Genomic DNA, 18428 nt, shown 5'->3' on the forward strand with positions numbered 1-18428 from the left:
GGATTATTAGATTTTGGATTGTAAAAGAGTTAGTGAATAAGGGAACTCCAAGAAATAAATTATCCAATATTGTGGTGTGGGCAATATGAGCGCCCAATAAACAAAGGCGGGCGAGACGCCCACCCCACAATAAATAATATCATGTCCGGTTAAAGACTTATCATTAAGACCGCAGGGGGCAGGGAGCAGGGGGCAGGGAGAAAGAGGTTTTCCTGGTTTTTGCACAGATGCGGGAATCATAACTAATTAGGCGGACATGATATAATTGAATATTTTTTATTTGGAAGTCCCTAAACTTTTGGACAATCCATATATCGCAATCATTTTTCAAATTGGTAGAACTTTCCAGAAATAGCTTAGTACTTAGATATTTAGGTGAGACAAACTAAATATCATCTTTAGTCGGGGTTTTCTCCCCGACTTCTCTTTTTCCATTACCATTTGTTTTGACAATGAAATACCAAATAGTCCTTCAACACAGTGAAGAAGACTGTGGCGCAGCGAGTCTTGCCACAATTGCCAAACACTACGGACGCACATTTACCCTCAACCGCGTCCGAGAAGCCGTAGGCACAGGTTCTAGAGGAACATCCTTGCTAGGATTGAAGCGGGGTGCAGAAGTACTAGGATTCAACGCCCGCCAAGTTAAAGCTAGTCCCCAACTAATCGACCAATTAGATCGAGCTCCCTTACCAGCAATTATCCACTGGAAAGGCTACCACTGGGTCGTATTATACGGGCAAAAAGCCAAAAAATACGTCATTGCCGACCCTGGTGTTGGTATTCGTCATCTTACCCGTAAAGAGTTAATGGCGGGTTGGAATAATGGCGTAATGCTGTTGCTGACTCCAGACGACAGTCGTTTTTATCAACAAGAATCAGATAAAATTGGCGGTTTGGGAAGATATCTGCAACGAGTTTGGCCTTATCGTTCTATTCTCGCTCAAGCGATCGCCATTAACATCGCCATTGGATTGCTTTCTTTGGCATCTCCTTTTATGATGCAACTGCTCACCGATGATGTCTTAGTACGAGGTGATACCCAACTACTAACGACTGTGGCCATTGGCGTTATCGGCATGAACTTAATTAGAAGCGCCATTAGTTTAGTTCAATCTCACTTAATCGGTCACTTCGGTCAAAGATTGCAATTAGGATTAATTCTAGAATACGGACGCAAACTCTTACATTTACCTCTATCCTACTTTGAAGGACGACGCAGTGGGGAAGTTGTCAGCCGTATTGCCGATGTCAAAGCCATCAATAATTTAGTTTCCCAAATTGTCCTCGGATTACCCAGTCAATTCTTTATTGCGGTAATTTCCTTGGGTTTGATGCTCTTTTACAGTTGGGAACTAACTCTAGCTTCTATAGTTGCATTTATGGTTGTCACGGGTGTTAACCTGCTTTTCTTACCCGCGATGCGGCAGAAAACCCGAAATTTAATTGTTTCTGGTACAGAAAACCAAGGCTTTTTAGTAGAAACATTTCGCGGCATCCAAGTATTAAAAACTACCCAAGCCACTCCCCAAGCTTGGTCAGAATACCAAGGAAATTATGGTCGCCTTGCCAATTTGGGCTGGAGTACGATGAAATTGGGACTGTATAGCAGTACGGTTACTGGCATTCTTTCCACCTTCATTAGTATTGGCATCCTTTGGATGGGTAGTTATTTAGTCATTAATCACACCTTAACAATCGGTCAATTAATGGCATATAACGGCATGAGTGGCAACTTTCTTGGCTTCTTAGGTGCTGCGATCGGCTTAGTAGATGAGTTTATCACAGCCCAGATAGTCCTGCAACGGATGACAGAAGTGATTGACGCTACCCCAGAATCCGAGAATGATTTTAAAAAGCCTTGGGCACAAATTCCTGGCAATGCAGATATAACTTGCAGTGAACTTAACTTTCATCACGCAGGTAGAGTTGACCTCCTCCAAGATTTTTCCTTAACTATTCCTGGCGGTAAAGTTATTGCTTTAATTGGCAAATCTGGCTGTGGTAAAAGTACCCTGGCAAAATTACTTACAGGCTTATATAAAGTCGAGTCTGGCAATATTCGTTATGGTTTTTATAATCAGCAAGATTTATCTTTAGAATGTTTGCGTCAACAAGTGGTATTAGTTCCTCAAGAACCCCACTTTTGGAGTCGTTCGATTATTGATAACTTCCAGTTTAGCTATCCGCATATTAGTTTTGAAGAAATTGTCAAAGCTTGTCAAATTGCAGGTGCAGATGAATTTATTAGCAAACTCCCTGATAAATATCAAACTGTTTTAGGAGAATTTGGGGCAAATCTTTCTGGTGGACAACGCCAAAGATTAGCCATAGCCAGAGCCATAGTTACTCAGCCACCAGTCTTAATTTTAGATGAATCCACAGGCGCACTCGACCCAGTAAGCGAAAGACAAGTATTAGATAGACTTTTATCCCATCGTCAAAATCAAACGACTATTTTAATTAGTCACCGTCCCAAGGTGATACAGAGAGCAGATTTAATTGTATTTTTAGAACAAGGACGCTTAAAAATCCAAGGTACACCAGAAGAATTGCGCTCTTTACCTGGCGAACATTTAGATTTCTTAGATGATATTTTTACTTACCATAATGGGTTGGCGCTGATATCTTCCCCGGCTCATCATAACGGTAAAACTGCCACCATTAATTAAGATAATTCGTAATTTGTAAAACGTCATGGTTAGCAACACAAATTTTCTCCCCCCAATTCAAACAAACGAATTTCTCCCACCAATTACCCGTTGGACAACATGGGGCGGTATGTTTATTCTCTGCGTTCTCGGATTAGCTGTACCACTTGCTGCAATTTGTAAGTATAAGGTTACAGTCCAAGCACAGGGGGTTGTGCGTCCGGCGGGTGAATTGCGAATTGTGCAAGCTGCAACTGAAGGTCAGATAATGCACATTTATGTCAAAGAAAATCAACTAATCAAAAAAGGAGATGCGATCGCAACTATTGATGACTCCCGCCTACAAACCAAAAAAAGCCAATTGCAAACTAGTATTCAACAATCTAAGCTACAACTAGTGCAAATTAATGCCCAGATTAGTTCCCTCAACAGCCAGATTCGAGCCGAAACTGACCGCCTTAACCGGATTATTACTGGCGCTCAAGCCGAATTGAGCGGTCGCCGTCGGGAATATCAAGATAAAAATCTCACCACTGTTTCCGAACTTCAAGAAGCTGATGCTAACGTCAAAATTGCTGAGAAAGAATTACTAGCTGGGGAAGCACAGTTAAAAACAACACAAGCAAATCTCCATGCGACTGAAGCTGCATTAGGTGCAGCTCAGTCAAAACAGAAACGATATGAGACTGTAGCTAACCAAGGGGCGCTATCTCAGGATCAATTTGAAGAAGCACAATTATCTGCCAGACAGCAAGAGCAAGCGGTAAAGGCCCAAGCAGCAGCAGTGGAAGCACAAAAACAGACAATTGAACGGTTACAACAAGCGGTATCTGCTGCCATTGCCAGAAGACAACGCGCCCAAGTTGCCGTAAATCCAAGTAATGCAGCTGTAACTGTTGCTACTGAGCGAATCGCTCAAGAAAAAGCCGGAGGGGAAAGCAATAAAGCAACATTAGAAAAAGAACGCCAAACCCTAGTTAACCAACGAATTGAAATTGAAAAGCAGTTAGAGCATGATACTAGCGAACTCAAACAAGCCGAAATAGATTTAGCTCAAACTGCGATCGCAGCTACCGCTGATGGTATCATTTCCCAACTCAATCTGCGAAACCCAGGTCAAACTGTGCGTGCTGGCGAGGAAGTATTGCAAATTGTCCCCACTGATGCGCCTCAAATTTTGAAAGCAGCAGTAGGATCTGAAGATCAAAGTAAGTTAAAAATTGGTCAAAAAGTCCAAATGCGGGTCAGCGCTTGTCCCTACCCAGATTATGGTACTCTGAATGGTCAAGTGCAGACGATTTCTCCAGATGCAATGACTCCTCAAAAGAATGGCACAAATACATCAATGAATGGGACTACTAGCCCAAAAGCTACTGCGCCTGGTGCTTTTTATGAAGTGACAATTGAACCGGAAACTCTGGTTTTAGGTAAAGGGAAAAACCAGTGTCATATTCAATTGGGTATGGAGGGTAGGGTTGATATTATTTCCCGTGAAGAAACTGTGCTGCAATTCTTTCTCCGTAAGGCGAGGTTGATTAGTGATTTGTAACATTTAAAATACAGCAACCTACTGGTAGCATCAGCGTGTAGGATTGATAAATATTAATTTTCCGGCTTTTACTAATGAACAATGTATTTGGTAGCTGGCAAGAATGGCTAACAGTATTCATCTATTTAGGTTTTACCGTCTTCATTATCTGGCGCGTGTTTACCGCCGAGAAGAATTAAAAAAGCTGCATATCATCTCACCAGCATCTTTTTGCTCAAAGGGCAAAACAGTCCCAGTTTGTTGAACCTTGACTCGTTCGCGACAATTGTAAACCTCTGTAGGTCTTTTTATGCCATCTACGCTAACAATTGCCTTGTATTCCCAATAATTTTTGGCACTTCGGCTGATACTGAGAATGCAAATCTGGTGGCGTAGACCGTCGTAGACAGAGTAATTACGGCATACAGATGCAAAAGCCGGATATACCACAGAGAAAGGTAGTATTAATAGCAACATAAATATTATGTATTTAATCCGGCTCATAAAAATTGTTTAACATTATTTAGAAATATTATTAAATTTTTCAACCCTTTGAGTTGATTCAATTACTTTTCCTAGTTTGACAAACCAGAGATTGCAACTCCATCGCACACAAAGCATGAGAGCAGCTAAAAAGCTCATAATGCTTTATGTGCTATTTTCCGTTAAAGTTTACTAAGCTCAATTGAACCATGCCCAAACGCCTCCTTTACTTTGAGGGTCAACATCTAGTACAACACGGCTTACATCAACCACACATTCCAAATAAATGAAACAGTTATACTGTATACCTGTTTGAATACTTCGACAAGCTCAGTACAAGTTTTGAGTTTTAAATTTTGAATTCCGCCTTGCGGTAGTAGTGCGTCTGTTCATGTACCATACCCTAATACCAATTCGTAATATGCTGCGGTAAGCCGCGCTTAGTGCGTCTATTCAATTGAGAAAGTCAGATTACATCTGGCTGGGTTCCCACCATTTGTATCTGTAGTCTAATTTTGGAAAATTGATATCACAACAAATGTGCAAAAAAAGTCAGTCGTAAGGACGATAAAATTGCAACCAAAAACAAAATTTGAGCAATCTGGGATTACACGCTGTTTTGCAGCAATACTGCTCTTTGGTCAAGTGTGGTTACATTTACTCCAAGGGAAAACCTACTATCGCAAGATTTTGCAACATCTTGTTACCGCTGGGCCAGGTTCTATCTCTCCAGTTCTCCTTGTCAGCGGTTTTGCAGGAATGATTTTTACTATTCAAACAGCGAGAGAATTAGTACGATTTGGCGCTGTTGATGCAGTGGGAGGTGCTTTTGCCTTAGCTTTTTGTAGAGAATTAGCTCCAATTTTGACCGCTAGTATTATGGCGGGACAAGTAGGTTCTGCTTTTGCAGCGGAAATAGGTGCAATGCGAGTCACCGAACAAATTGATGCACTTTATATGCTCAAAACCGATCCAATTGATTATTTAGTACTTCCTAGAGTAATTGCTTGTTGTTTGATGGTGCCTTTGATGACGATTTTGGCTTTAGTTACAGGCATCATTGGCGGAGTTTTTGCCGCATCAAAGTTCTACCAAATTATTCCCGAAACATTTTTAGAATCAGTCAGAAATTTGTTAGAACCGTCAGATTTGTTTATTATTTTGCTAAAAGGGTTTATTTTTGGAGTGCTGGTTGCTGTCATTGGCTGTAGTTGGGGTTTAACTACGAGAGGGGGAGCAAAGGAAGTAGGAGAATCGGCAACAAAAGCAGTTGTTACGAGTTGGGTATCCATTTTTATTATGGATTTTTTCCTATCTCTACTGCTATTTGAACAGCCTGCATTTTGAACCCAAGTAAGTATAGAACAAAATTCTCGACTTTTTAAGAAATTGGGAATTTGAGCTACACAGGAAATAGTAGGTAAATAATGCTGCTTGTAAAGGATTGGTGCAACCCAATCCAGGCATGGCTTGTTTTTTTGGGTATACTTTATCACGTTAACAGAATATGGGAATATATAAACTTGTAGATTAGCGCACCCAAAGCTAAACCTCCCAATGAAAAGATAGAGGCAGTCGAAAAAGCTAATCCTTTTCTAAGACCCGCTCTTTGAAAGTCTATCCTGACTAATATAGTCGCTGAAATTATGAGTAAAGTATCAAGAAATACCCGAAACCAGGCAACCATAATAAAGAATAAGAAAGCTGCTAAGACGGCAACAGCAAAAGCCCTGGTATTTGATTGCAGAAAAATACTGTAGTAATATGTCATCTTTGGCCAAGGAGCGGTCAACGTTATGATTAAAAGCAAGATAGCAATTACAGTTGCCACCCACACAAATATAGGAGCACGTGTTTCTGATATTACCCAGCCCAAAGTACTGTAACTCAGCAGTACTAGTGCTAGGGACACCCAAGGAACTCTTTTCAAAATTGACATGGGTTTATATTTCTAGTACAGGGTTAAGGTCTTATCGCATAAATAAGTTTACTAACTCAAGACTTTATTTTGCTTGAGGATTTGCTTAGTTTACGATCGTTGTCCTTCCTTAAGCATATCCCAGTATCAAAGGAGTTGTTTGCGATACGGGTATTAGTGAGATCGGAAACCAGAAGTTCTTATAGATAAAATTATGGAAATTTTGAATTTATGGCTTAAACTAGGAAGTTTAGCATTATATATATTTTATAACTTAAATCAATAGACTTTTATGCTATTTACCAGAAAGCCAAACAAGTTTGTCGAGAATTGCGGTACAAAGTAGTTAAAGATTTGTAAACTGTTAGCAGCCGAGTCGCCGCGTGTCACATCTTGTTAAGGAATTATCATGAAACAACTTATTATTGCTGAACGCGTATGCCTCATTGGTCATATCGCGTCAAAAGCCTTTGGACTGGTAGGGATGCTACTGGTAGTACCTAATGCCGAAATAATTTTCAACTTATCGCAGGTAGGAGAAACTGCCGTACAGTTAAGTATGGCTGGCGGCGGTGTAGTTGATATCATCTTAGGGACAGTAGCTGTCTCTATTTATGCCTACCGGACGCTGGGATTCGGAACTTGGCTAGCATTTATGCTACCAGCTATGTTTATCTCTTTGGGGAGTGAACTCCTGGGAACTAGTACAGGGTTTCCATTTGGCGATTATAGCTACTTGAGTGGCTTGGGTTATAAAATTGGAGGGCTAGTTCCTTTCACAATTCCTTTATCTTGGTTTTATGTTGGGCTGTCGTCTTACTTAATTGCGAGAACTGGTTTGAAAGTGGCTCAAAAACCCAGTTGGGGTCGCCATATTGCTGCGATCGCCGTTGGTGCTTTGCTCTTCACTTGCTGGGACTTTGCCCTTGAACCGGCTATGAGTCAAACTTCTCTGCCCTTTTGGTATTGGAAACAACCAGGAGCTTTCTTTGGAACACCTTACCAGAACTATATAGGTTGGTTTGGTACTAGCGCTCTGTTTATGAGTGTGACAGGATTATTGTGGAGAAATACCTCGATTCAATTAGAGCGATCGCAACTAAATCTGCCTTTAGTCGTTTATTTAACTAACTTTGCATTCGCCGCTGGACTCAGTTTGGCCGCTGGATTCTTTATCCCTGTGTTACTTGGCTTGTTGCTAGGTGTAATTCCGGCTATGGTGCTGTGGTCAAGGAGTTCAACCACATCGGCTCAAGTTACTGTTGAACCAGTAACCAAAGAAGTATCAGTAGCAAAGGTTGAAGTTGCCTTGAAATAAGTCTAGAAATTAGGGAGTGGGGAGGCAGAGGGAGCAGAGGAGCAGGGGAGCAGGGGAGCAGGGGAGCAGGGGAGCAGGGGAGCAGGGGGGACAAGGGGGATAAGAGAAAATTATTGAACAAATCTCTCCCAAGTCTTCCCCCTTTTCCTTAGACCTCTTGCAAAAGTGCTTTTTGTAAGAGGGGGAAAAGGGTAAAGGTTAAAGTGGAAAGGGACTTTTGCAGAACCTTTTCCCCTTCCTCTTTCCCCTTTTCCCGACTTATGCAAGAAGTCTCTTGTCTCCCCCTCTTCCTTGTCTACCTTGTCTCTTCTCAATGCCCAATGACTAATGACTAATGACAACGCTTTGATAGTAGAAAACGCCATCTCTCTTTTATTGCTACTTATCCAAGTACCAGCAACGGCGATTCTGTTTTCGCGCCTGTTAAAAGGGCCAAGACGCCATCCTCCAATAGAACCCCAACAATCGACACCTGAGCTTTTGGGTAGGGTTAGCATCGTTGTTCCCACACTGAACGAGGCGCTTCGCATTAGCCCTCTGTTGGCTGGTTTAAGTCAGCAAAGCTATGAAGTTCGGGAAATTATGGTTGTAGACAGTAAATCGAGTGATGGCACCCCCGATTTAGTCAAAGCCTCACAGCAGAAAGATCCGCGCTTTCGCGTGATGACAGATGATCCCTTACCCTCTGGTTGGGTGGGGCGTCCTTGGGCGTTGCATAATGGTTTTCTATATAGTTCAGAGGCTAGTCAGTGGTTCTTGGGGCTGGATGCTGATATCCAACCGCATCCTGGTTTAGTTGCTGGGTTGTTAAAGACGGCCGAAGCACAGGGCTACGATTTGGTTTCTCTGTCACCCCAATTCATCCTTAAATATCCTGGGGAGTGTTGGCTACAACCGGCTTTGTTGATGACTTTGCTTTACCGATTTGATCCAGCGGGGATCAATACAGAGCAACCAGAACGGGTAATGGCAAATGGGCAGTGTTTTTTGTGTCGTCGCTCCGTTTTAGCTGCTGTGGGTGGTTATAGCAGTGCGAGTAATTCTTTTTGTGATGATGTCACGTTGGCACGCAACATTGCTATCCAAGGTTATAAGGTGGGCTTTTTAGATGGTGCAAAGGTATTAAAGGTAAGGATGTATGAAGGGGCGATGGAGACGTGGAAAGAATGGGGGCGGAGTCTCGATCTTAAAGATGCAACTTCTCGCTCTCAGTTGTGGGGAGATTTATGGCTACTCGCATCTGTTCAAGGTCTACCCTTTTTAATTGTCCTGACTTTTTTGTTGATTTCTCCTCCACCCTCATATGCGCCCACTCCCGCACTCCTGCTGCTGGGACTGAATTTATTTTTGTTGGTGATTCGCTTTGCAATGCTAATAGCGATCGCACCTTCTTACGATCGCACAAACGCTAAAGGTAGCTGGTTATTTTGGCTTTCCCCTTTGGCCGATCCCTTAGCTGTGCTGCGAATCTTCTTATCTGCATTCCGCACCCCGCGCGAGTGGCGAGGACGCAAGTATATTTAGTGGGGCATTGGGGATTGGGTATTGGGTATTGGGCATTGGGCATTGGGCATTGGGCATTGGAGATTGGGCATTGGGAGTAATGAGTAATGAGTAATGAGTAATGAGTAATGAGTAATGAGTAATGAGTAATGAGTAATGAGTAATGAGTTAGAGTTATTCTCCCCCTGCCCCTTGCTCCCTGCTCCTCGGTCACTGAGCGTTGGGCATTGAGAAGAGACAAGGTAGACAAGGAAGAGGGGGAGATAAGGGAGAGACTTGTTTAATAATTCCCCCTTGTCCCCTTGTCCCCCTTGTCCCCTTGTCTCCTAACTCCCTCACTCCCTCACTCCCTCACTCCCTGCTCCCCTGCTTTCCTGCCCCTCTGCTCCTCTGCTCCCCTGCTCCCTACTCCTCTTCACCTCCTACTCGATCCCCGCGTTCCAATTCCCAAAGAATTTGATTTCCTTCACGGCGTACCCGTGACACTATCCAATTTCGCCAGCGCCATTGATCTCCACGACTGGTGACAGCACTGGCGTGGACATCCATCAAGTCTGCTAACTCAGAACTGGTGATTAAGTAGCCTTTTTCAGAAATTTCGTCAGCTATACGCAGAGTTTCGACCAAGCTGCGGAGTTGCGAAACCCTCATTTCTAGCGGTTTTTCATCGGTCACGGCCGCAGTTGGCCCAGTTGATGGTTCCATAAAGGTTATTTCTGGTGCAAAAGTACTGATTTGTTGGGGACTTTGGTTAGTTATTCGAGAGTTTTTTTCATAATCAGCTACTTTTGCTACATTTAGGTCATTTTTAGTAGGTAAAGATTTATGAAAATCTGTGAAAGATAATTGTTGTAGTGAAGGGATTTTGCCACTAGCATAAGTGCGAGCGATCGCATCACAACGTTCGTTACCTATGTTACCAGAATGTCCCCGAACGTATTGCCATTTTACTTGTTGGGTATTGAGTTCATCTAAAGTTTCTAAAAGGTCTTGGTTTTGGACGGGTTTACCATCTGACTTTTTCCAGCCTTTGTTTTTCCAGCCTTTCACCCACTTGGTAACACAGTTAATCAGGTATTCGCTATCGGTATGAAGGGTGATGGGTTGGGTTTGTTGAGATGTTTGCAGAAATTGAAGGGCGGCGATCGCAGCTTGCATCTCCATTTTATTATTAGTGGTATGAGGGGATGCATCGCCCATTTCGTGGATTGAGCCGTCGCTGAAGTAGACAACAACACCCCAACCGCCAGGGCCAGGATTACCGGTGCAAGCACCATCGGTGTATATGCTTTGAATTATGGGTTGGGTGGACATGTTTAGAGTATCAAACCGCGAAGGCAAGAGTTATTAGCGGCGAATTTTTTAACAATATCCAGGCTATTATACTGATAAAAACTCTTAATTCTGACTCCTGACTTCGGAATTCTTCTTTAATCCTCATCATCAGGCAAATTTTCCATTTCTTCAGTAATTAGCGTCTGAAAATCTTCGTCACTATGATTATAGAGATGAACCGCAGCAGCTAGGAGTTCTGCTAGAATTTCAGATTGTTGGTTCGCAGTTAAACGAGTTAACTGTAACTGGTTAATTAAGGCTTGTACTTTCAGGCATTCTGTACCTAATTCAGCAATCAAGGTACTGAGGGTTGAATTGGTTATTGCAAGAGGGCGATCGCTAATCTGCATATTTATTGTCCCCATCTTTTACCCGCTTGTTGGATTGCCTTATCAAAAGCACGAATCTCTTTTTCCCAATGCTTAATAGACCTTCGTCAGGAAAACTCTTCTTTGATTCCGGTCTAATCATTACTCAGAACGATAAGCAACGCGGAGACTTTGGATTAAAATCACCAGAGATGCGATCGCCATTAACCCGCCCCAAAACCAGTAAGGTAAAAGCAAATATCGCTGCATTTGCGCTGTATCAGAAGCACCAAGGGGGCCAGCAGAACTACTAAATAGATAATCAAGTTGATGGTACGTACTTACACAAGCTTGTACGCCCAGAAATTGAATGACAAAACCTTGTGCCCAGCGAGGGGCTTTTAGGGCGATACCTAAGATTATTAAACCCAGTAAAGGAATTGCTACTAATCCAAACCAGGAACGCACCCAAATTAATGCCGACAACAGCAAAAAACTTCCTAAAATTTTCAAACAGAGGGTAGCAGCTGTAAAACTGCGGGAAGCCAGAATTAAAGCTGCACCGGCAAGAGGCGGCCCCATTGGCCCGGCTGCGGCGATTATTGCTGGGCCAATTGGCCCCAATGACGACCGGATACCATAAGTTGCGACACCAGAACCATTGCTAAAAATCTCCAACTTCTGAAATTGTCCCCCTAATAGCAGTGCCATTAAACCGTGACCCATTTCATGAAACCAAGTTGCCAGAATTGTAAATGGGTATAAGATATAATCTCCTCCTGGTACTTGCCACAACAAAGCAGTTGCGATCGCTGCTCCAACTAGCCAGGTTAGCCCCATACGCTCAACAACTAACGGGGCTTCTTTAGTCAGCAAGGGTTCAAAATTTTTGTTTGATTTCCTCATAAGTTACTCAATTTTAGATTTTAGATTTTAGATTTTGGAATTAAGATTATCCCCCGATTAATTCGTGGGGCATTCAATTTTGGATTTTAGATTATAGATTATTCCTTCAATTTAATCTTGACAGTATATTTTCATCTATCCTAATGTAATTATTGAGGTATTAGGGTTGCTGAGGAATGCAACAATTCGCACTTCAAAGCGACGGCTGCAAACTATGGCGCTATCAAAAACAACATAGCCATCCGTCGCTTGTATGATACGGTTCAAGTGTTTATCCTCCAAAATGGATGCCGGAGGATGGGCAGAAAATACTTAGACCAATGTCACAATTGAGTGATAATCAGTTAAGCAAGTTGAAACAGGAATGTCATTAAGTCTCCTTTACCCAAGCTGATGCGATCGCCTGGTCGCAAGCGATGACGGTTCCCTGGTAAAAGTGGCAAATTGTTAATGTAAGTGCCATTAGAACTTCCTACATCCTCTACATAATGGGCATCTCCCTCGACACGAATATCTGCATGAATCCGCGAGACAATTTCGGAATTGGGAAACCCTGAAACATCTATATCTGGAGGAATCCGGTCATTAGGCTTGCCGATATGAATCACAGAGAAATTTTGCGGCAATTCAATTAAGCGATCGCTTTGAACGTGGAGTAACCGCGCTGTAACCTGCTGCAATTGCGTTCTGGCAGCAGTTGCAGTTGGTGCTGCTGGCGGGGGTACTTCGGCTTGGGAGGCTGGTGCTGGCTCCACAGGTGGTGGAGTCGGAATACTACTTTGTCCAGAGACTACAGGTTGAGCTACAACGGTTGACACAGGTTCTGGAGGACTGCTTTCTGCAACAGGTATCTGTGGCGCTGGTTCTGGGGGAACTGCCATCTCTGTTGGTGGTAAAGATGATTCTGGAGGATGTGAGTTAGTAGATTTACTTACTCCCAAAGCATCTGGTTGTAAAAGTTCTAACAGTGGATCGGGTGGAACTAACGCTGGCACTTCCACGGGAATATCGGGAGTAACTGTTGTAGCTACTGCGGGATGAACGTGTGGAACTCCTGCAGAGTGAAGATTATAACCACACTGACCGCAGAATGCAGCATCTGCCTGCACAGTTGCCCCACAACTGGGACAATTAGTAGTCGCAGGTAATGGTGTATAACAAGCTTCACACTGGACAGCGCCGTCAGGGTTGGGATGATTGCAATTAGGGCAGACGATCATCGATATTTAGCCTTTGTTCAAGATCATCATAAATATAGTTAGGACTGGCAAGCAGAGGGCGGCCCTAGCTTTAGATTCTAGCAATTACTGCTAATGGAACAATAAATTGGACACTCTTACACGGGGAAGGGAAGCAGAAGGGCAGGGGAGCAGAGGGGCAGGGAGCAGGGGAGCAGCCCTTCTCTACGAGACGCTGCGCGAACGACTTCGCTCAGGGCAAGGGAGCAGGGAGCAGGGGAGCAGCCCTTCTCTACGAGACGCTGCGCGAACGACTTCGCTCAGGGCAAGGGAGCAGGGAGCAGGGGAGCAGCCCTTCTCTACGAGACGCTGCGCGAACGACTTCGCTCAGGGCAAGGGAGCAGGGAGCAGGGGAGAAGTAGCAGTAAGTCTTTCCCCTGTGCCCCTCAGCCTCTTTTGCCCAATCCCCCATACCCAATGCCCCATTGTTCAATGTTGAAGTTCCAAACCTGCTGCCGCATCCAGCAGCCACCAAAGTTCTCCTTGGGGCTGAATTAAACGGGATGGGTAAGTGAAGTCATCGGCTACAGGTGCAAAAACTTGCGCTAAAGCTGGTCGTTTATTAGCACCAGCAACCAGAAAAATCACGCTACGAGCAGAGTTGATGAAGGGGTATGTGAAACTTATCCTGGGGTTTCCGTCTTTATTACCCACAGTCACAAGGCGATCGCGTATTTTCAAAGCCTCTGTATGGGGAAACAAAGATGCAGTATGTGCATCATCACCCATTCCTAGTAATACTACATCCAAGGGGGGAAACTCGACCCCAGAAGAATGGAAAAATTCTTTGAGATGTTGTTCATATTTGGCAGCAGCCAGTTCTGGATTGGCTTCTAAAGTTGGTACGGGGTGAATGTTAGCCGCTGGGATGTTAACGCGATCTAGCCACGCACGACGCGCCATCAGTTCATTGCTATCGGGGCTATCTGGTGGTACGTAACGCTCATCTCCCCAGAATATATGAATTTTATCCCAAGGCAGTTTTTGAGTAGCGATCGCTTCGTATAACGGTTTAGGTGTACTGCCGCCAGATAAGGCGATAGTAAACTGCCCCCGCTGCTCAATGGCAGTTTCTAACTTGGACAGAATTAATTCTAGCGCTCGTGCAACCAGCGCCGGCTGATCCGGTAGAACTTCAACAGTTTTGTTCATGGCTTCATCATCATATTGCTGGCTTCTGGCAATACAATACCGAACTTATTACAATCCCCCTTTTTAACTTTTGAAACATTTAACATCGTGGATTAAGTAGACTGGAAAATATAGACCCTCCTTATCACCTTTTACCGTAAGTTGTCAGTAGTGAGTCGTACCAACTACTAACCACTGTGATGATTATTTTTATTTACATCCAGTTACTTGATACTTTGTTGATTCACGCCACAAAGCATACATTTATTAATTCTTATTAAAAATTAATAAAACTAATCGCTCGCAAACAACTTTTCCCAGCCAGGGATGGCTTCACGTTGGGCGATTAACAATTCCTGAATTCCTTTTTGGGCAACATCTAGCAGTTGATCCAACTGAGTGCGGCTAAAGCTGCCTTCTTCGGCTGTTCCTTGGACTTCAATGATTCCCAGATGTTGATTCATCACCACATTAAAATCTACTGTTGCAGCCACATCTTCGATATAATTTAAATCCAAAAATGGCTCTTTATCCAGTAATCCTACGGAAACTGCCGCTACCTGTCCACACAAAGGCGATCGCTCCAACACGCCTTCTTGCAACAATTTGGAAATTGCATGAGCCAACGCCACAAACGAGCCTGTAATAGCTGTTGTCCGAGTTCCGGCATCTGCTTGCAACACATCAGCATCCACAGTCAGCGTGCGTTCTCCCAGCGCCTCAAAATCCACTGCGGCGCGTAAGCTACGTCCAATTAGACGTTGAATTTCTTGCGTCCCGTCCAGATAATTTTAATAATTCCCTTTCTTGGCGTTTTTGGGTAGCAGATGGTAGCATTCGGTACTCAGCAGTTAACCAGCCTTTACCAGTTCCTTCGAGAAACTTCGGAACTCCCTTATTAACGCTAACAGTACAAAGTACCTGAGTATCACCGCATCTTGCGAGAACAGAACCGGGGGCAAAGCGGGTGAAACTGGGGTGAAAGCTAATCGGACGTAGTTCGTAGGGAATCCTACCGTCAGGACGCTGCCAAGCCATTGGAATTGCCTCAAGTTTTACAATACTGCCTTAAGATTACCTTAGTGTTGTAAATCATCTTTTTTGCGGCATTGGGCGTTAGGAGTGCTGTTAGCGGAAAGCTAAGGTTTAGCCCGTGCTGAGTGCTGAGTTAAGAGTTAGGAGTTTTATTTATCTCCTTGTCTCCCTTGTCCCCCTTGCCTCCCTCATCTCCCTGCTCCCCTGCTCCCCGGCTCCCTGCTCCCTGCTCCCTACTTCTTTTCTAAGGAACTGAAAGCAGAGTCAAAATATTTTGCTGCACCATCTCTGGTGATTGATCGCCGTTGATAGTCAATAAACAGCGACGACGATCGTAATATTCTAGGATGGGAATGGTGCGATCGTAGAATAATTCTACACGGCGCTGGACGATTTCTGGTTGGTCATCTGGTAGCGATCGCCCCAAGGATCGACTAACCATAACTGCTTCCGGGACTTGGAGATAAATTGCCCAATCTAGCTTTTGCCCTAAATCATCCAATAAAAAATCTAATTCTTCAGCTTGAAAGGCAGTACGGGGATAGCCTTCTAACACCCAATCGCAGTTAATATCTGGTTGTCTGAGGCGAATTCGGATCAATTCAACGATCGTTTCGTCTGGAACTAACTCCCCTTTTTGCATGTAGGGCCGTGCGTGGTAGCCAAGTTCACTCAAGCTAGCGTAAACCGAAAGAGAAGTCCGGGGATCGGCTTCCAACCATCGAAATTCCGGCAGGGGCTGATTGCCAGATATTGCTTCTCGTAAAATCTCACCTGTGGAAATCAGAGGAATATCAAAGTATCTGCAAAGCCTTTGTGCTTGAGTGCTTTTTCCCGATCCTGAACCTCCCAGAATCACCAATCTCACAACGATTTACTCCTCATCCTGTCAAATTCACTACTAGCTAAGTCTGTTTTGCCCAAACAACCGACAAATTTAACATTTAGCGATTTTTAGGCGTTGTGCCTAGCTTTTTTAAATAATTGGAACTAGAGATTTTATGTTTTCATTTTTACAACTCATTACAGAGAAAAGACGAAAACTTACAGCAGTTAGCGGTTTTACAAACTACATCTAGAGACGTTATATGCAAAGTCTCTACAGGCTTTCGGGTTTTGTCTATGTACTTCATTTACCTGAAATCTGCTGTAAATCAAGCAGAACTCTTGACTTCAATACAAACCTAGTGTTGACTAAGAATGCAATTTGCCAAATTCACCACACCTGTGAAAAACAGATTGATTATACAGGCAAATTTGTCAGTTTTACCGCCAGTAATAACCCTTTACTTATTGTATTTTTTTGAACTTAACTTTATGGTTGCCCAGCTAGAAACTCAAAGTATCAATTCAACCCTAACTCTACCATATCCAGTTGAAGGTCTAGTGCAAGTTTTCACTAGCTCACATCGTAACTTTTTCACAAGTGTGATGGCTCAATCACTGAGAATAGCTGGACAAGGAACGCCAGTATTAATAGTACAGTTTCTTAAAGGAGGTATCCGCCAAGGACAAGATCGACCTATACAATTAGGACAAAATTTAGATTGGATTCGCTGTGATTTGCCTCGTTGTATCGATACACCACATTTAGACGATACAGAAAATCAAGCCTTACAAAAGCTGTGGCAGTATACACAACAAGTTGTGTGTCAGAGTAAGTATTCTCTCGTAGTGTTAGATGAGTTAAGTTTAGCGATTAACTTTGGTTTAATTCCTGAAACGGAAGTTTTAGCGTTTTTGGCAAAACGCCCTCCCCACGTCGATATCATTCTCACAGGGCCAGAGATGCCAAAATCTCTCTTGGATGTAGCAGATCAAATTACAGAAATCCGCCGGAGTTATCGACCTTAAACAAAATACTCAATTCAGGATATCCTAGTAATTCCGTTTGAATTAGCTGTGAAGTTGTGATTAAAAACGATATCTGGATTACTGAAATGGCTCAACAGGGTTTAATTTCCCCCTTTGAGCCAAGTTTAATCCGAAAAGTGCAAAAAGATGAATCAGTAGCGGTTAAACCTGTAATCAGCTACGGTTTATCTTCTTATGGCTACGATATACGCCTTTCTTCGGCTGAGTTCCGCATTTTTCGCCACATTCCCGGAACTGTAGTTGATCCTAAAAACTTTAATCCTCAGAATCTGGAGCCAACAGCACTGCATACAGATGCCAATGGCAGTTACTTTATTCTACCTGCTCATAGTTATGGACTTGGGGTTGCTCTAGAAAAACTGGAGGTTCCTAAAAATATTACTGTAATTTGTATTGGAAAATCTACCTATGCACGTTGTGGCATAATAGCAAACCTAACGCCTGCTGAGGCTGCATGGCGAGGTCATTTAACTTTAGAATTTTCTAACTCTTCCAGTGCAGACTGTCGTATCTACGCTAATGAAGGCGTGGTGCAATTGCTATTTTTAGAAGGTGAACCTTGTGCTATCAGTTACGAAGCTCGTCAAGGGAAATATCAAGATCAACTAGAGATTGTAACGTTGGCTCGTGTTTAGACTGAATAATATCTAAAAAAACTTTACACAAAAATAGAACTTAAATCTATTTTGGCAAGTCCGAGTTGGTTTGCAACTCGGACGTACTCATCAACTAAATAGTTGATATCAATAGTGAGAAGTTCGTTTGATACATAATTTATTTCAGAAAGAGTAAAGCTTTTCTTAATCAAAGTTTTGGGAGGTAAACCAGGAAGTGAGAAAAAAAGATTTAGGTTGTAAAAATATCCGTTTAAAGAGTCAGAAACAGAACCGAGAAAAGAATAAATGCTCCTACCTCCAGTACCGCCCTCAAACTGATAATTATTAATTCCTAGCTGATTACAGCTCTCTAACAGCTCAATAATTTCACTTGGCTTTGAAAGTAAAAACTTCTGCTCTACACTGATATTCATAAAATTTTGCGGTTTCATCAAATTTTGTCTTGATTGTAGCTTAAAAAATTCTAAAGTTTAAAACTTTAATGACTCAATTTGCTTAAGGTGCTAATCTTGCCTTACCTAAACGCTGCTTTTCATACCATTATGCGATCGCTCTAAATCATACCCCAAAATTAGAGTGCGA

General features: G+C 43.0%; 17 protein-coding genes and 1 pseudogene. 7 read left to right on the forward strand and 11 right to left on the reverse strand.

Annotated features, from left to right (window positions below; translation table 11 throughout):
• The first annotated feature begins 452 nt into the window (after positions 1-452).
• Both NSTCB13_RS09995 and NSTCB13_RS10000 read left to right on the forward strand, forming a co-directional pair.
• Entirely contained in the window at positions 453-2672 is a 2220-nt protein-coding gene (locus tag NSTCB13_RS09995; protein WP_448272193.1) for a peptidase domain-containing ABC transporter, read from the forward strand.
• Positions 2673-2697: 25 nt separating this feature from the next.
• Positions 2698-4200, forward strand: coding sequence for an HlyD family efflux transporter periplasmic adaptor subunit (locus NSTCB13_RS10000; protein WP_448272194.1), 1503 nt, complete (start codon positions 2698-2700; stop codon positions 4198-4200).
• A gap of 159 nt (positions 4201-4359) precedes the next feature.
• Here the strand turns inward: NSTCB13_RS10000 and NSTCB13_RS10005 are convergent, their stop codons facing one another.
• Positions 4360-4656 (reverse strand): hypothetical protein, encoded by a 297-nt coding sequence (locus tag NSTCB13_RS10005; protein WP_448269595.1) that lies wholly within the window; start codon positions 4654-4656, stop codon positions 4360-4362.
• A 579-nt stretch (positions 4657-5235) separates the two neighbouring features.
• Between NSTCB13_RS10005 and NSTCB13_RS10010 the strand changes: the two genes are divergently transcribed.
• Positions 5236-6009, forward strand: coding sequence for an MlaE family ABC transporter permease (locus NSTCB13_RS10010; RefSeq protein ID WP_445629428.1), 774 nt, complete (start codon positions 5236-5238; stop codon positions 6007-6009).
• A gap of 145 nt (positions 6010-6154) precedes the next feature.
• Here the strand turns inward: NSTCB13_RS10010 and NSTCB13_RS10015 are convergent, their stop codons facing one another.
• Positions 6155-6601 carry a hypothetical protein gene (locus tag NSTCB13_RS10015; RefSeq protein WP_445629429.1) on the reverse strand — a complete coding sequence of 149 codons (447 nt, stop codon included), beginning with the start codon at positions 6599-6601 and terminating at the stop codon, positions 6155-6157.
• 388 nt (positions 6602-6989) lie between these two features.
• On the opposite strand from NSTCB13_RS10015, the gene cruF reads away from it, so the two are divergent.
• Both cruF and cruG read left to right on the forward strand, forming a co-directional pair.
• Positions 6990-7898 (forward strand): gamma-carotene 1'-hydroxylase CruF, encoded by a 909-nt coding sequence (cruF, locus tag NSTCB13_RS10020; protein ID WP_445629430.1) that lies wholly within the window; start codon positions 6990-6992, stop codon positions 7896-7898.
• A gap of 327 nt (positions 7899-8225) precedes the next feature.
• Positions 8226-9422 (forward strand): 2'-O-glycosyltransferase CruG, encoded by a 1197-nt coding sequence (gene cruG, locus NSTCB13_RS10025; RefSeq protein ID WP_448272195.1) that lies wholly within the window; start codon positions 8226-8228, stop codon positions 9420-9422.
• 384 nt (positions 9423-9806) lie between these two features.
• Here the strand turns inward: cruG and rnhA are convergent, their stop codons facing one another.
• The 8 genes and pseudogenes from rnhA to NSTCB13_RS10065 all read right to left on the reverse strand — a co-directional run bounded on the left by rnhA (position 9807) and on the right by NSTCB13_RS10065 (position 16222).
• Complete coding sequence (gene rnhA, locus NSTCB13_RS10030; RefSeq protein ID WP_448272197.1) at positions 9807-10715, reverse strand: ribonuclease HI; 909 nt, start codon at positions 10713-10715, stop codon at positions 9807-9809.
• 116 nt (positions 10716-10831) lie between these two features.
• Positions 10832-11101 (reverse strand): hypothetical protein, encoded by a 270-nt coding sequence (locus NSTCB13_RS10035; RefSeq protein ID WP_448269600.1) that lies wholly within the window; start codon positions 11099-11101, stop codon positions 10832-10834.
• 105 nt (positions 11102-11206) lie between these two features.
• On the reverse strand, positions 11207-11950 hold the full coding sequence (locus tag NSTCB13_RS10040; RefSeq protein ID WP_445629434.1) for a M50 family metallopeptidase: 744 nt from the start codon (positions 11948-11950) through the stop codon (positions 11207-11209).
• A 135-nt stretch (positions 11951-12085) separates the two neighbouring features.
• Complete coding sequence (locus NSTCB13_RS10045) at positions 12086-12217, reverse strand: hypothetical protein (RefSeq protein ID WP_448272198.1); 132 nt, start codon at positions 12215-12217, stop codon at positions 12086-12088.
• Between the two features lie 77 nt (positions 12218-12294).
• Positions 12295-13170, reverse strand: coding sequence for an FHA domain-containing protein (locus NSTCB13_RS10050; protein ID WP_448272199.1), 876 nt, complete (start codon positions 13168-13170; stop codon positions 12295-12297).
• A 447-nt stretch (positions 13171-13617) separates the two neighbouring features.
• The gene (gene pgl / locus NSTCB13_RS10055) at positions 13618-14340 is read right to left on the reverse strand and encodes a 6-phosphogluconolactonase (protein ID WP_448272201.1); all 723 of its coding nucleotides are present in this window, start codon (positions 14338-14340) and stop codon (positions 13618-13620) included.
• Between the two features lie 272 nt (positions 14341-14612).
• Positions 14613-15357, reverse strand: a pseudogene (gene rph / locus NSTCB13_RS10060) (ribonuclease PH).
• 241 nt (positions 15358-15598) lie between these two features.
• Positions 15599-16222, reverse strand: coding sequence for an adenylate kinase family protein (locus tag NSTCB13_RS10065; protein ID WP_289798524.1), 624 nt, complete (start codon positions 16220-16222; stop codon positions 15599-15601).
• A 449-nt stretch (positions 16223-16671) separates the two neighbouring features.
• On the opposite strand from NSTCB13_RS10065, the gene NSTCB13_RS10070 reads away from it, so the two are divergent.
• Together NSTCB13_RS10070 and dcd are read left to right on the forward strand one after the other, a co-directional pair.
• Complete coding sequence (locus NSTCB13_RS10070) at positions 16672-17208, forward strand: P-loop NTPase family protein (protein WP_445629440.1); 537 nt, start codon at positions 16672-16674, stop codon at positions 17206-17208.
• A gap of 86 nt (positions 17209-17294) precedes the next feature.
• Positions 17295-17864 (forward strand): dCTP deaminase, encoded by a 570-nt coding sequence (dcd, locus tag NSTCB13_RS10075; RefSeq protein WP_448273166.1) that lies wholly within the window; start codon positions 17295-17297, stop codon positions 17862-17864.
• A 23-nt stretch (positions 17865-17887) separates the two neighbouring features.
• Here dcd and NSTCB13_RS10080 read toward each other — a convergent pair whose 3' ends face one another.
• Positions 17888-18277, reverse strand: coding sequence for a hypothetical protein (locus NSTCB13_RS10080; RefSeq protein WP_448272204.1), 390 nt, complete (start codon positions 18275-18277; stop codon positions 17888-17890).
• Between the last annotated feature and the right edge of the window lie 151 nt (positions 18278-18428).

Source organism: Nostoc sp. DSM 114160 (assembly GCF_053470305.1).